This window comes from Pseudomonas sp. GW821-FHT03C07, assembly GCF_059420925.1.
In genome coordinates this window covers 124654-139687 of record NZ_JBWKUQ010000009.1, presented here as the reverse complement: position 1 = coordinate 139687, position 15034 = coordinate 124654, and the positions used below count along the sequence as shown (strand labels likewise).

At 64.3% G+C, this 15034-nt stretch carries 13 protein-coding genes; 7 read left to right on the top strand and 6 right to left on the bottom strand.

All coding sequences use genetic code 11. The features are described from left to right. Positions 1 to 73: 73 nt before the first annotated feature. From AC07VG_RS18725 to AC07VG_RS18710, 4 genes are all read right to left on the bottom strand, one after another. On the bottom strand, positions 74 to 541 hold the full coding sequence (locus AC07VG_RS18725) for a VUT family protein (RefSeq protein ID WP_494999328.1): 468 nt from the start codon (positions 539 to 541) through the stop codon (positions 74 to 76). A 232-nt stretch (positions 542 to 773) separates the two neighbouring features. After that, on the bottom strand, positions 774 to 989 hold the full coding sequence (locus tag AC07VG_RS18720) for a DUF1289 domain-containing protein (protein ID WP_494999327.1): 216 nt from the start codon (positions 987 to 989) through the stop codon (positions 774 to 776). Further along, complete coding sequence (locus tag AC07VG_RS18715; RefSeq protein ID WP_494999326.1) at positions 986 to 1510, bottom strand: gamma carbonic anhydrase family protein; 525 nt, start codon at positions 1508 to 1510, stop codon at positions 986 to 988. Before AC07VG_RS18715 ends, AC07VG_RS18720 begins: the two co-directional genes overlap by 4 nt. Positions 1511 to 1550: 40 nt before the next feature. Further along, positions 1551 to 2150, bottom strand: coding sequence for a CoA pyrophosphatase (locus AC07VG_RS18710; protein WP_494999325.1), 600 nt, complete (start codon positions 2148 to 2150; stop codon positions 1551 to 1553). A 146-nt stretch (positions 2151 to 2296) separates the two neighbouring features. Here AC07VG_RS18710 and AC07VG_RS18705 point away from each other — a divergent pair, with 146 nt between their 5' ends. From AC07VG_RS18705 to nagE, 7 genes are all read left to right on the top strand, one after another. Beyond that, complete coding sequence (locus tag AC07VG_RS18705; RefSeq protein WP_494999324.1) at positions 2297 to 2851, top strand: NUDIX hydrolase; 555 nt, start codon at positions 2297 to 2299, stop codon at positions 2849 to 2851. A 34-nt stretch (positions 2852 to 2885) separates the two neighbouring features. Then, a complete protein-coding gene (locus tag AC07VG_RS18700; protein WP_494999323.1) occupies positions 2886 to 3389 on the top strand; it encodes a L,D-transpeptidase family protein in 504 nt (167 codons plus the stop codon). 174 nt (positions 3390 to 3563) lie between these two features. Then, positions 3564 to 4295, top strand: coding sequence for a GntR family transcriptional regulator (locus AC07VG_RS18695; protein ID WP_494999322.1), 732 nt, complete (start codon positions 3564 to 3566; stop codon positions 4293 to 4295). 19 nt (positions 4296 to 4314) lie between these two features. After that, positions 4315 to 5421: an N-acetylglucosamine-6-phosphate deacetylase gene (nagA, locus tag AC07VG_RS18690; protein ID WP_494999321.1), complete on the top strand. Its 1107-nt coding sequence runs from the start codon at positions 4315 to 4317 to the stop codon at positions 5419 to 5421. Continuing rightward, complete coding sequence (locus AC07VG_RS18685) at positions 5402 to 6424, top strand: SIS domain-containing protein (RefSeq protein ID WP_494999320.1); 1023 nt, start codon at positions 5402 to 5404, stop codon at positions 6422 to 6424. The genes nagA and AC07VG_RS18685 overlap by 20 nt, the downstream gene beginning before the upstream one ends. A 13-nt stretch (positions 6425 to 6437) precedes the next feature. Beyond that, a complete protein-coding gene (ptsP, locus tag AC07VG_RS18680) occupies positions 6438 to 8954 on the top strand; it encodes a phosphoenolpyruvate--protein phosphotransferase (RefSeq protein WP_494999319.1) in 2517 nt (838 codons plus the stop codon). Between the two features lie 42 nt (positions 8955 to 8996). After that, positions 8997 to 10712 (top strand): N-acetylglucosamine-specific PTS transporter subunit IIBC, encoded by a 1716-nt coding sequence (gene nagE, locus AC07VG_RS18675; protein ID WP_494999318.1) that lies wholly within the window; start codon positions 8997 to 8999, stop codon positions 10710 to 10712. Positions 10713 to 10727: 15 nt separating this feature from the next. Here the strand turns inward: nagE and AC07VG_RS18670 are convergent, their stop codons facing one another. Continuing rightward, on the bottom strand, positions 10728 to 11039 hold the full coding sequence (locus tag AC07VG_RS18670) for an NGG1p interacting factor NIF3 (RefSeq protein WP_494999317.1): 312 nt from the start codon (positions 11037 to 11039) through the stop codon (positions 10728 to 10730). 6 nt (positions 11040 to 11045) lie between these two features. Then, positions 11046 to 14942: a phosphoribosylformylglycinamidine synthase gene (gene purL / locus AC07VG_RS18665; protein WP_494999316.1), complete on the bottom strand. Its 3897-nt coding sequence runs from the start codon at positions 14940 to 14942 to the stop codon at positions 11046 to 11048. Positions 14943 to 15034: the final 92 nt, after the last annotated feature.

Below are 15034 nucleotides of genomic sequence, written 5' to 3'. Positions count from 1 at the left end.
TCAGACACCTGTCGGGAAGAAAGGCCGGCATTTTACATGAACTGAGCGGGACATGAACCGAACGGGCGTGGCTTCAGCTGGAAAGCGCCGCCTTGCGCATCCGCCAGGCCATGGCCAGCCAGACGCAGGTCACCCCGGCGAATTTCGAACCCAGGGCGGTGAGGATCACCCCCGGGGTCAGCGCGCCGATCAGACCGAAGAAGATAAAAGTGTCCAACGGAATGCTTAGCGCCGAACTTATCCACAGGCGATCGTGCAGCGGGCGCTTGGTGATGCTGAAAACCAGCCAGTCGATGCATTCGGAGACGGCAAAGGCGGTGGCGCTCGCCAGGGCGATGGCCGGTTCGGAAGTGAAGTAGGACAACAGCAGCGCTGCGATCATCGCGACAATCGCGCCGTGGCCGAAGCGGGTCTGCACCATGTCGCGCAGGATAAACACCAACCCGCCCCAGGCTGACCAGATAATGTCCAGGTGCGGCGCGGCGGAGAAGGCGAAGTTGATCAGTACGACGCTGGCGATGTAGGCGAGAAGAAAAAGCATGGGTTGCAGACTACCTTGTCTATGTAGCCGCACAGGGTACTTCAGCAACCGCGCACGGCCAAGCTCAAGCGTTTGTCGGCCAATACCGAAAGGCCTGCCGGGAAACACCTACGACCTCACAAACACCAAAAATCCTTGGAGCTGGCTTGCCAGCGATGAGGCCCTTGAGTCTTGCATCAATTTCAAGGACGCCATCGCTGGCAAGCCAGCGCCTACAAGGTCCGCGTGTATTTCATGAATTCGGTTTGGCGTTCGGTATCCACAGCAAGCCACCGGCCCTGGCCCGCTCATGGCAACGCCCGAGCACCTCGCGGCGCTCGCTGTTGTCCATGCGACTCCAGCGGGTGATCTCCTCCACCGTGCGCTGGCAACCGATGCAGATGTCCTGCTCATCCAGCGCGCAGACACTCACGCAAGGCGAGGCCAGCGGACGTTCGGCACTGCTCATGCTTCGTCGACCGCCAGGTCACGGGCATAACGCTGGGCGTTGTGCACATAGTGAGCGGCACTGGCCTCGAGCATTTTCTTCTGTGCCTCGGTCAACTCGCGGACCACCTTGCCCGGCGAGCCCATCACCAGCGAACCGTCGGGAATTTCCTTGTTCTCGCCGATCAGGGCATTGGCGCCGATGATGCAGTGCTTGCCGATCTTCGCGCCGTTGAGGATCACCGCGTTGATGCCGATCAGGCTGTAGTCGTCCACGGTGCAGCCATGGAGCATGGCGTTATGGCCGATGGTCACCCCGGTACCAATGGTCAGCGCAAAGCCCATGTCGGTGTGCATCACCGTGCCGTCTTGCACATTACTGTTACGGCCGATCAGGATCAGTTCGTTGTCGCCGCGCAACACCGCGTTGAACCAGACACTGGCCCCCTCCTCCAGCCGGACCTTGCCGACCAGGGTCGCATTGGGCGCCACCCAGCTGTGCGGATGCGTCTCGACCCGGGCATCGCCCAGACGGTATTTCATAGGGTTGTCCTCAAGGCTCACGGCCACCTGAACGGTAGCTCTAGATATTGATAAAACGTTCGGGGGGATTGTGCAGGCTGATCCGCGCGTCATACAACAGGTTGACCAGCTCGACGATCATGATCGCCGTCAGCCCCCAGATCTTGTATTCGCCAAAGCGGTAGCTGGGCACGTACCAACTGCGGCCCTGATAGTCGATGCGGTGGGTATGCTCGCGGGGATCCTGGCGGAAAAACTCAAGCGGCACATTGAACACCGCGGCGATCTCGGCGTCGTTGGCCCGATAGTCGACAAAATCCGGCACTACCCCGACATAAGGCGTGACCTTGATTCCGTGCAGCGAGATCAGCGGACTGAGGGGGCCGATGATTTCCACCAGCCCCGGGGCCAGGCCGATTTCCTCTTCGGCTTCGCGCAGGGCGGTGAAGATCAGGTCCGGATCTTCCGGGTCGCGACGCCCGCCGGGAAAGGCCACCTCGCCGCCGTGGGTCGACAGACCGCTGGCGCGCAGGGTCAGCACCAGTTCCGGTTCGTCACTGCGGGTGATGGGCACCAGTACCGCCGCCTCGGGAAAACGACTATCCGTTTCCAGGGGGCGGGGCGTATGGCTGCTTACACGTCGAAGTAACTCGTCCAGCATGGCTGATCTCGATTTGCGGCTTACCCGGCATCATGCACCAAAAGAAGTGGCTGGCCCAAGTCCCGAACGTTGCCATGTCGCGAAAGCACAACTTGCCGACAGACCGCGCCCACGCGAAGATAGACGTATTGCCAAGAGAATCCAGCATGAAGTTCTGTAGCCAATGCGGTAAACCAGTGAGTCAACGCATACCCGAGGGCGACACGCGCCTGCGCTTCGTCTGCGACCACTGCGACACCATTCATTACCAAAACCCCAATATCGTCGCCGGCTGCCTGCCGGTCTGGGGCACCCAGGTCCTGCTCTGCCGGCGCGCCATCGAGCCGCGCCGCGGTTACTGGACCCTGCCCGCCGGTTTTATGGAAAACGGCGAAACCGTGGAACAGGCCGCCCGCCGGGAAACCCTGGAAGAAGCATGCGCGCAGGTGCGCAACCTGAACATCTATACGCTGATCGACGTGCCCCATATCAACCAGGTACACGTGTTCTACCGTGCCGAACTGGTGGACCTGACTTTTGCCGCCGGCGAAGAAAGCCTCGAAGTGCGCCTGTTCGAAGAACACGAGATCCCCTGGTCCGAACTGGCGTTCAGGACCGTCGGACGGACCCTGGAATACTTTTTCGCCGACCGCTCGACCGAGCAGTACCCGGTTCGCAGCGAAGCCGTGCCACCCATGGCGCCACGTAATACCACCCGATAATCAGAAACCCTTCACCCTCAGGGATACCGTTTTAATGCGCTGGTTGTTAGTTGTCTTCTGCCTGTCGTTCGCCACCCTGTCCCAGGCCTCCGCCGCCGACCCGCTGAGCGGCAAAATTATCGACAAGGTCCTTGTCCTCAAGTCCGCCCATCAACTGCAACTGATCAGTGACGGCAAACCGCTGAAGACCTACCGCATTTCCCTGGGGAGAAACCCCAAGGGCCAGAAACTCATCGCCGGCGACCGCCGCACGCCCGAAGGTTTCTATTGGGTGGACTGGCGCAAGACCAGTGACAAATACAACCTGTCGCTGCACCTGTCCTACCCCAATATCAGCGATTCGGTCCGCGCCCGCCGCGAAGGCGTGGACCCCGGCGACATGATCATGATCCACGGCACCCCGGACTCCGAGGACTACCCGGAACAGCTGTTCTACACCCTGGACTGGACCGACGGTTGCGTGGCCATGCGCAATGTCGATATGCGCGAGGTCTGGGGACTGGTCAAGGACGGCACTATGGTGGAAATCCGCCCCTGAGCCGAACCACCCTGATACCACTGCGTCATCCAGCGCCCGTCATGTCCCCCATGACGGGCGTTTTTATTGCACTCGTACGAAACCACTGGCATTGACATGGTATTCAAGTGGTATTACTTTCATCACCACTGTCCGAGTGCAAAACTTCTAACAAACGCACAGGAAAAATCTTACATGAACGACATCCTCGCTCTGCGACCCGACGAGTCCCAGCCGACCCCGCTGTACCTGCAGCTGGCGCGCAACCTGGAAGCGGCGATCCATGCCGGCCAGTGGAAAGCCGAACAGGCACTGCCCTCGGAGCGCAATCTGAGCGAGCTGTTGAGCATTTCCCGGGTGACCGCGCGCAAGGCCCTGGAAGTCCTCCTGGAACAAGGCTTGATCCGTCGCAGCCAGGGCTCCGGAACCTTTATCACCCCACGCCTGGAACAACCACTGTCACGCCTGTCGAGTTTCAGCGAACGGCTGCGGGCCAAGGGTTTTGTCCCCGGCTCGCGCTGGCTGGAGCGCGAGATCGCCCTGCCGAGCCACGAGGAACTGATCCGCCTGGCCTTGTCGCCACGGGACCAGGTCACCCGGCTCAAGCGCCTGCGCACCGCCGACGACACGGTCATGGCCATCGAAATGAGCACCCTGCCCGCCGCCCTGCTGCCGGACCCGGAGGCCGTCGGCGATTCGCTCTACGCCTTCCTCGACAGCATCGGCCGCCCGGTGGTGCGGGCCCTGCAACATATTCGCGCGATCAACGCCTCGGCCGAATTCGCCGCGCTGGTGGGCATCGCGCCCGGCACCGCGATGCTGCTGATGACCCGCGTCGGCTACCTCGAGGACAACACCCCGATCGAGCTGACCGACACCTACTGCCGTAACGATTACTACGACTTCGTCGCCGAACTGCGGCGTTAGCCTGTTCAGAGAGCCTGCCATGTCCGAAGACAACATCCTCACCCCGCAAGGCTGGATTCGCGGTCGCCTGCTGCACCAGCACGGCAAGGTCACGCAGATCGAGGGCACACCTTGCGATCCGCGCGAAAACGACCTGCCATACCTGTTGCCCGGCTTTATCGACCTGCATGTCCATGGCGGCGGCGGCAAGGACATCATGCAGGGCTTTGATGCCTTCGAGACCATCGCCCGTACCCACCTGCGCTTCGGCACCACCTCGCTGCTGGCCACCACCATGACCGCGCCGCCCGAGGAAATCAGCCTGATCCTCGGCCAACTCGGGGTCTATTGCGAACAGCGCCAACCCGGCACCGCCCGGGTCCTCGGTGTGCACCTGGAAGGTCCGTTCATCAACCCCGGCAAGCTGGGCGCACAACCGAACTTCGCCCACACCGCGATCAGCGCCGAAGTCGAAGACTACCTGCGCCTGGCGCCAATCCGGGTCATCACCATCGCCCCGGAAATCGCCGGCCATGCGCCGTTGATCCGTGACCTCAGCTCACGTGGCATCCGCATGCAGATCGGCCATACCCTGGGCAGCTACGAAGAGGGCGTGGCCGCCCTCGAGGCCGGGGCCACCAGCTTCACCCACCTGTATAACGCCATGAGCCCGCTGCATCACCGCGAGCCCGGCATCGTCGGCGCCGCCCTGGCCCACGCCCGCTACGCCGAACTGATCCCCGACCTGCTGCATGTGCACCCCGGCGCCATCCGCGTGGCCCTGCGCTCGATTCCCTGCCTCTATTGCGTCACCGACTCCACGGCGGCGGCCGGCATGCCGGACGGTGAGTACAAGCTCGGAAGCCACACCGTGACCAAATGCCTGGGTGGCGTGCGCCTGGCCGACGGCACCCTGGCCGGCAGCACGTTGACCATGGACCAGGCCCTGCGCAACCTGGTGAAGATCGGCCTGCCGCTGGCCGAAGCCTCGCAGCGCCTGTCGCAGTTCCCCGCCGACTATCTCGGCCTGGCCGAACGCGGACGCCTGCAAGCCGGCAGTTGGGCCGACTGTGTGCGCCTGGACCGTTCACTGACACTGACCTCGATCATGGTCGAAGGAGAAGCCGTTGACTTCCCGAATGCTTGAAGAGGCGCTGTCGGCCCACGAGGCGGTCAGCCGCCAGTTGCAACAGCTCGATGCACGGCTGATAACCCTGGGCGCACGGCTGCGCGAGCAACCGCCGCAGGTGATAATGACCGTCGCCCGCGGCAGCTCCGACCACGCCGCCAGCTACTTCGCCTATATCGCCATGCAGCAGACCGGGGTCCCGGTGGCTTCTTTGCCGATGTCGGTGGTGACCCTGCAACACTCACCGTTACAGGTCAGCGGCCAGGCGGTACTGGCCTTTTCCCAGTCAGGCCAGAGCCCCGACCTGGTGGACAGCCTGCGCCTGCTGCGTGAGCGCGGCGCCTTGACAGTGGCCCTGGTCAACGCCGCGGACTCACCCCTGGAAGCCGCCTGCGAATATGCGATCCCACTGCTGGCCGGGCCGGAACAAAGCGTGGCCGCGACCAAGAGTTTTATCGCCACCCTCAGCGCCAGTGCCCGCCTGCTCGGCCATTGGCGCCAGGACCCGGCCTTGCTCGCGGCCGGAGCGGCCCTGCCGGAAGGTCTGAGACAGGCCGCAACCCGCGATTGGAGCAAGGCCATCGAGACCCTGCGCGATTGCGAACGACTGATGGTGATCGGCCGGGGCGCCGGTTTCGCCATCGCCCAGGAAGCCGCGCTGAAATTCAAGGAAACCTCGGCGATCCAGGCCGAAGCCTTCAGCAGCGCGGAAGTCCGCCACGGTCCCATGGCCCTGATCGACGCGGGCTATCCGCTGCTGGTCTTCGCCCCACGCGGTGCCGAACAAGCCGGGCTGCTCAAGCTCGCCGCCGAGATGCGCCAGCGCGGCGCCCGGGTGCTGCTGGCGGCGCCGCCGGACGTGGCCGAACGCGACCTGGACCTGTGCTGCGCCGAGCACCCGGCCCTCGATCCGATCCTGGCAATCCAGAGTTTCTACGTGATGGCCGCCCACCTGGCCGTGGCCCGTGGCATGGACCCCGACCAACCGCGCCACCTGAGCAAAGTCACCCGTACCCACTGACGAGTACAGCGCCATGCATAACAAGAACAACATCACCCTCAGCGCCCCGCTGAGCGGGCCCGTGTTCCCGCTTGCCGAGGTCGACGATGCGGTATTCGCCAGCGGCGCCATGGGCCCCGGGCTGGCCATCGACCCGCTCAACGATTGCCTGCACGCGCCCTGTGCCGGCGAGATCATTCACATCGCCCGAACGCGACACGCCCTGACCCTGCGCACCGATAACGGCGCCGAACTGCTGCTGCACCTGGGCCTGGACACCGTCGAGCTGCAAGGTGAAGGCTTTGCCCTGCTGGTCGAGACGGGCACCCGGGTGCGGGACGGCCAGGCATTGCTGCGCGTCGACCTGGACAAGGTCGCCCGCCAGTGCAAGAGCCTGGTGAGCCTGGTGATCCTGACCAACGGCGAGCATTACGACCTGCAGCCCATGGCCCAGGCCCACGTCAAGGTCGGCGAACCCTTGTTGCATATCGTCCCGCGCCAGCACACCGAACAACCCGCCGCTTCTCCGACGGTGGACTCCGACGAAGTCCGCGGCAGCGCCCGGGTCGCCCATCACGGCGGCCTGCATGCCCGTCCGGCGGCGTTGCTGCGCCAGACCGCACAAGGTTTCAATTGCAGCGCCCGTTTGCATCTGGGGGATAAATCGGCGCCCCTCGACAGCCTGATCGGCATCATGGGACTCAGCGTCGGGGAACAGCAGGACGTGCAGATCAGCTGTCGTGGAGCGGACCGCGAAGCGGCGTTGCAAGCCCTGTTGAACGTATTGCGTACGCCCCTGGGCGATGCCGGCCATTCGGCGCCAGCGCCGCTCAGGACGGCCCCACGCCAAGCAAACGAAGACGGCGTCCTGCCGGGCGTATGCGCCTCGCCCGGTCTGGTCAGTGGTCCGCTGGTCCGCCTGGCCGCCATCACCCTGGCGCCGGACGCCGGTCAGCACGCCGCCGATGAACAGCTGCAAGCACTGGACACTGCCCTGGAAAAGGTTCGCGCGGACATCCACGGCACGCTGTTACAGGCCCGCCAGCGCAAAGCCGCCGAAGAGGAGGCGATCTTCAACGCCCACCTCGCCTTGCTCGAAGACCCCGTGCTACTGGAGGCCGCCAGCCAGGCCATCGAAGCCGGCCAGGCGGCTACCCACGCCTGGGACCGTTCGATCGAGACGCAATGCCAGGTTCTGCTCAATCTCGGTAATCCGCTGCTGGCCGAGCGCACCAACGACCTGAGCGACCTCCGGCAACAGGTGCTGCGGGCCCTGCTGGGCGAAGCCGCGCACTACGACCTGCCCCCCGGCGCTATCGTCGCCGCGCAGGAACTGACCCCCTCGGACCTGCTGTTGCTCAGCCGGCAACAGGTCGCCGGGCTGTGCATGGCCGCCGGCGGTGCGACCTCCCACGTCGCGATCCTCGCCCGGAGCAAAGGTCTGCCCTGCCTGGTGGCGCTGGGGGCCGGACTATTGGAGATTGCTCCCGGCCAAGTGGTGGTCCTCGACGCCGATCACGGCCGCCTCGAATTGACACCCGATGACGCCCGCCGCGAAGGCGTCGCCCTGGCCCACTGGCAACAGCAACTGCGGCGCCAGCAACAACAGGCCCAGGCCCACTTACCGGCCGAGACCCGCGATGGCCTGCACATCGAGGTGGCCGCCAATGTCGCCTCGGCCGCCGAAGCCGGCGAAGCCCATCTGCACGGCGCCGACGCTGTCGGCCTGTTGCGCACTGAGTTCCTCTTCGTCGGGCGTCGCAACGCGCCGGACCAAGAGGAACAACGCAGTGCCTACCAGGGCGTGCTCGACGCCATGGGCGAACGCCCGGTAATCATCCGCACCATCGATGTCGGTGGCGACAAGCAACTCGACTACCTGCCGCTGCCGGTGGAAGCCAATCCGGTGCTGGGCCTGCGCGGTATCCGCCTGAGCCAGGCGCAACCGGCACTGCTCGACCAGCAACTGCGCGCCCTGCTGCAGGTCAGCCCGCTGCAACGCTGCCGGATCCTGCTGCCGATGATCAGCGAAGTCGACGAACTGCTGCAGGTACGTCAGCGCCTGGATGAGCTGGCCAGCGAGCTGGGACTCAATCTGCGCCCGGAACTGGGGGTGATGATCGAAGTGCCTTCGGCCGCCCTGCTGGCCGAACAACTGGCCGAGCATGCGGACTTCCTGTCCATCGGTAGCAACGACCTGTCGCAATACACCCTGGCCATGGACCGCGACCACGCCGGCCTCGCCGCCCGGGTCGATGCCCTGCACCCGGCCCTGCTGCGGCTGATGGCCCAGACCTGCGCCGGGGCCGGCATGCATCGGCGTTGGGTGGGGATCTGCGGCGCGCTGGCCTCCGACCCGTTGGCGACCCCGGTGCTGATCGGCCTGGGGATCACCGAGCTGTCCGTGAGCACCCCGCAAATTGGCGAAATCAAGGCGCGGGTCCGCAGCCTGGATGCCGCCGAATGTCGGCGGATCGTGCCGTCGCTGCTGCAACTGGGCAGCGCCGCACAAGTCCGTGACGCCTGTCACCAACACTGGCCGCTGGGCTGATTGATCCTAGGCCTGCACACAACAACAAGAAGGAGACACGTCATGTACCAGTTCTTCATCGAAGGTCTGCAACGCCTGGGACGGGCGTTGATGCTCCCCATCGCCATCCTGCCGATAGCCGGCCTGCTGCTGCGCCTGGGCGATACCGACCTGCTGAACATCGCGATCATCCACGATGCCGGCAACACCATCTTCGCCAACCTGGCGCTGATCTTCGCCATCGGCATCGCCGTGGGGTTCGCCCGCGACAACAACGGCACCGCCGGGCTGGCCGGGGCCATCGGTTACCTGGTGCTGATCGCCACCCTCAAGGTGCTCGACGCGAGCATCAACATGGGCATGCTCGCCGGGATCATCAGCGGCCTGCTCGGCGGCGCGTTGTACAACCGCTTCAAGGACATCAAGCTGCCGGAATACCTGGCGTTCTTCGGCGGGCGCCGCTTCGTGCCGATTGTCACCGGGTTCTCGGCGGTAGGCCTGGGGGTGGTGTTCGGCTTTATCTGGCCGCCGATCCAGAGCGGCATCAACAGCCTCGGCCTGCTGATGGTCGAGAGCGGCAGCCTCGGGGCCTTCGTCTTCGGCGTCTTCAACCGACTGCTGATCGTCACCGGCTTGCACCATATCCTCAACAATATGATGTGGTTCGTGTTCGGCAGCTACACCTCGCCCGAGACCGGGCTGATGGTCACCGGGGACCTGGCGCGTTACTTCGCCGGCGACCCGAAGGCCGGGCAGTTCATGACCGGCATGTTCCCGGTGATGGTCTTCGGCTTGCCGGCGGCCTGCCTGGCGATGTACCGCAATGCCCTGCCGGAACGACGCAAGTTGATGGGCGGCCTGCTGTTATCGATGGCCCTGACCTCGTTCCTGACCGGGGTGACCGAACCGATAGAATTCGCCTTCATGTTCCTCGCGCCCATGTTGTATGTGCTGCACGCCTTGCTCACGGGCCTGTCGATGGCCGTGACCAACGCGCTGAACATCCACCTGGGCTTTACCTTCTCCGGCGGTGCCATCGACATGGCCCTGGGCTGGGGCAAATCCACCAACGGCTGGTTGGTGCTTCCGGTGGGGCTGGGCTATGCCTTGCTGTACTACTTCGTTTTCGATTTCTGCATCCGCCGATTCGACCTGAAGACCCCGGGCCGCGAGAATCTCGCCAGTGCCACCGCCACCCGGATACTCAGCGAAAACCAGCGGGCCGCCGCTTATATCCAGGCCCTCGGCGGGGCCGCCAACTTGCTGACAGTGGGGGCCTGCACCACACGCCTGCGAGTGGAGTTGCTGGACCGGGACAAGGCCGTGGACGCCGAGCTGAAAAGCCTCGGGGCAATGGCCGTGGTGCGACCAGGACACGGCGGCAGCCTGCAGGTGGTGGTCGGGCCATTGGCGGACAGCATTGCCGATGAGATCCGCCTGGCCTTACCAGTGACAGGCTCGATCGACAGGGCGGTGAGCGAGCCAGTGCCCCTCGGGGCGAAGGCGATCAGCGCGCAACAGGCCCAGCAATGGCTGGACGCACTGGGCGGGAAAGACAATGTGCTGGCACTGCAATGCGTCGCCCAGACCCGGCTACGGGTGCAGCTCGAGGATGTTCGGCGGTTATCCGAAGCGGATCTGAAAACCCTGGGCTGCCAGGGCATCAGCCAGGTGGAAGGCGGCGCCTGGCATGTGTTGGTGGGGAATCGGGCCAGCGCAATGAGTGAAGCGCTAAGGACGCTATTGAACCGCAAGGAAACCTGTGCGGTACCGCTCTAGATGGAGAGGAGTGCATCAGAAATCCGCTAGACGCCAGACTTCATAGGCCGGCGTTTCGTAGGGATGGCTCTGCTTCAGAGCCATCACCACCGCCTCGATCAAGGCGTCCGCCACCACCAGCTCAACCTTCCACTCATCCACCTGCTCGACCACACCGGTCTGCCCGAGAAACGGCTGGCTGCCGTCCAACGGGCGAAACTGGCCTTGGCCCAGCACCTGCCATGCGCACTGGTCGTAAGTACCGATCCGCCCGCCTCCGGCGGCGAATACGGCACGCTTGACCTGTTCCACATGGCTCGGCGGAACGAAAAAGCTGAGCTTGTACATGAGCGCTTAGTTCACCCAGACGCGGGCGTTGCGGAACATGCGCATCCATGGCGCGTCTTCGTTCCAGTCTTCCGAGCGCCAGGAGTTCTGCACGGCACGGAATACCCGCTCAGGGTGCGGCATCATGATGGTGACGCGACCGTCGCGGCTGGTCAGCCCGGTGATCCCGCGCGGCGAGCCGTTCGGGTTGGCCGGGTAGGTCTGGGTGACCTTGCCGTGGTTGTCGACGAAACGCATGGCCACGCAACCCGACAGGTCGGCTTGCAGCAGCGCGGCCTCGCTTTCGAACTCGGCATGGCCTTCGCCGTGGGCGATGGCAATCGGCATGCGCGAACCGGCCATGCCCTGCAGGAAGATCGAATTCGACTCCTGGACCTGGACCATCGCCACCCGCGCTTCGAACTGCTCGGAGCGGTTACGGACGAAGTGCGGCCAGAGTTCGCTGCCCGGAATCAGCTCGTGCAGGTTGGACATCATCTGGCAACCGTTGCACACGCCCAGGGTGAAACTGTCGGTGCGCTCGAAGAAGCCCTGGAAGGCATCGCGGGCACGGGCGTTGAACAGCGCCGATTTGGCCCAGCCTTCACCGGCACCGAGTACGTCGCCATAGGAGAAGCCGCCGCAGGCAACCAGGCCCTTGAACTCGTTCAGGTCGACGCGACCGGCGAGGATATCGCTCATGTGCACGTCAATGGCGTTGAAGCCGGCACGGTCGAACGCCGCGGCCATTTCCACCTGGCCGTTGACACCCTGCTCACGCAGCACCGCCACCTGTGGGCGAATGCCCTTCTTGATGTACGGCGCGGCGATGTCCTGGCTCACATCGAAGCTGGTCTTGTAGCTCAGGCCGGGGTTGCCTTCGTCGAGCAGGACATCGAATTCCTGGTCGGCGCACTCGGCGTTGTCACGCAGGCGCTGGATACGGTAGCTGGTTTCCGCCCACTGGCGCTGCAACAGGCGACGCTCGCCGGTGAAGACCGTCTCGCCGTCGAAGGTGATGCTGACTTCGCCATTGTTCAACGGCTGGCCGATCACCGACACACAGTCGCCCAGGCCGGCGGCGCTGAACTGCGCCAGCACGTCCGGGGTGGAATCCTGGCGAACCTGGATCACCGCGCCGAGTTCTTCGTTGAACAGGATGGCCGCGAGGTCGGCGGAGGTTTCCGCCAAACCGTCGAGGTTCAGATGCAGGCCGCAATGACCGGCAAAGGCCATTTCCAGCACGGAGGTCAGCAGACCACCGTCGGAACGGTCATGGTAGGCCAGCAGGTGACCGTCGGCGTTGAGGCCCTGGATCACCGCGAAGAAGGCCTTCAGGTCCTCGGCGTCGTCGACGTCCGGAGCCTGCTTGCCGAGCTTGCCGTAGACCTGGGCGAGGATCGAAGCGCCCATGCGATTCTGACCGCGACCGAGGTCGACCAGGATCAGATCGGTGGTGCCCTTGTCCATGCGCAGTTGCGGGGTCAGGGTCTGGCGGATATCGGTGACCGGGGCGAAACCGGTAACGATCAGCGACAGCGGCGAAGTCACACTCTTGTCGGTGCCTTCGTCGTTCCAGCGGGTGGCCATGGACATGGAGTCCTTGCCCACCGGAATGGTCAGGCCCAGTTCAGGGCACAGTTCCATACCGACCGCTTTGACGGTGTCGTAAAGACGGGCATCTTCACCCGGATGGCCGGCCGCGGACATCCAGTTGGCCGACAGCTTGATATCGGACAGCTTGCCGATCCGCGAAGCCGCGATGTTGGTCAGGGTTTCGCCGATCGCCATGCGCCCGGAGGCCGGCGCGTTCAACAGGGCCAGCGGCGTGCGCTCGCCCATGGCCATGGCCTCACCGGTGTAGACGTCGAAGCTGGTAGCGGTCACGGCGACGTCAGCCACCGGTACCTGCCACGGGCCGACCATCTGGTCGCGGGAGACCAGGCCGGTAATGGTGCGGTCGCCGATGGTGATCAGGAAGCTTTTGCTCGCCACGGCCGGGTGATGCAGGACGCGCTCGACGCACTCGGCCAGGGCCAGGCTGCTCGGATCGAAATCGTCGCCCAGCTCGCTTTCGCGCACCGCCGAACGGTGCATGCGCGGGGCCTTGCCCAGCAGCACTTCCAGCGGCATATCCACCGGGCTGTTGCCGAAGTGGCTGTCGGTGACCGTCAGTTGCGGCTCGGTAGTGGCTTCGCCGACCACGGCGAACGGGCAACGCTCACGCTCGCAGATCGCCTTGAAGCGTTCGAAGTCCGCCGCGCCGACCGCCAGGACATAACGTTCCTGGGATTCGTTCGACCAGATTTCGTGCGGGGCCATGCCCGGCTCGTCATTGGGAATATTGCGCAGTTCGAAACGACCGCCGCGATCGCCGTCATTGACCAGTTCCGGGAAGGCGTTGGACAGACCGCCGGCACCCACGTCATGGATAAAGCTGATGGGGTTCTTGTCGCCCAGCTGCCAGCAACGGTCGATGACCTCCTGGCAGCGACGTTCCATTTCCGGGTTTTCGCGCTGTACCGAAGCGAAATCCAGGTCCGCCGAGCTGGTGCCGGTGGCCATGGACGAGGCAGCACCGCCACCCAGACCGATCAGCATTGCCGGGCCGCCAAGGACGATCAGCTTGGAGCCGACAACGATTTCGCCTTTCTGTACGTGCTCGGCGCGAATGTTGCCCATACCGCCGGCCAGCATGATCGGCTTGTGGTAACCGCGCACTTCGTCGCCACGCGGGGTGGTGATGGATTGCTCGAAAGTACGGAAGTAGCCGGTCAGGGCCGGACGACCGAATTCGTTGTTGAACGCGGCGCCACCCAGTGGGCCTTCGATCATGATGTCCAGCGCGGTGACGATGCGCTCGGGCTTGCCGTATGGCACTTCCCACGGCTGTACGAAACCCGGGATCTGCAGGTTGGACACGGTGAAACCGGTGAGGCCGGCTTTCGGCTTGGCGCCACGGCCGGTAGCACCCTCGTCGCGGATCTCGCCGCCGGAACCGGTGGCCGCGCCCGGGAACGGGGCAATCGCGGTCGGGTGGTTGTGGGTTTCGACCTTCATCAGGATGTGCACCGGCTCCTGCACCGCGCCGTACTGGCGGGTTTCAGGGTCCGGGAAGAAACGTCCGGCAACGTTACCGACGATCACCGAGGCGTTGTCCTTGTAAGCCGACAGAACGCCTTCGCTGTGCATCTGGTAGGTGTTCTTGATCATGCCGAACAGGCTTTTTTCCTGGCTCTGGCCGTCGATATCCCAACTGGCGTTGAAGATCTTGTGCCGGCAGTGCTCGGAGTTCGCCTGGGCGAACATCATCAGTTCGATGTCGTGGGGATTGCGCTTGAGGCCGTTGAAAGCGTCGACCAGGTAGTCGATCTCGTCTTCCGCCAGGGCCAGGCCCAGCTCGACGTTGGCTTTTTCCAGCGCGGCGCGACCGCCACCCAGCAGGTCGATGGCCGTCAGCGGCTTCGGCTCGGCATGGCTGAACAGACCGGCGGCCTGCTCCAGGGTGCCCAGCACGATCTGGGTCATGCGGTCATGCAGGGCGGAAGCGATCAGCTCGGCTTCGGCGTCGCTGAACTGGCCGGCCACGTAGAACGCGATACCACGTTCCAGGCGCTGGACTTTCCCCAGGCCGCAGTTACGGGCAATGTCGCTGGCCTTGCTCGACCAGGGCGAAATGGTGCCGAAACGCGGCAACACCAGAAACAGACGACCGGTCGGCTCCTGGACCGGCACGCTCGGGCCGTATTTCAGCAGGCGGGCCAGCACTTGCTGTTCGTCGCCAGTCAGCACGCCAGTCACTTCGGCGAAATGGGCGAACTCGGCATACAAACCACTGACAGCCGGAACTTTTTGGCTCAGTTGTTCAAGCAGTTTGCTGTGGCGAAAGGCGGAAAGGGCAGGAGCGCCGCGCAGGATCAACATCTTCGGGACAGCCTCGGGAAGGGGTGTGCTTTGAGGCCGTGCATTCTAGCCTAAACCGCCCGCGACGGCACCCGAAACGGCACGCTTGCCTC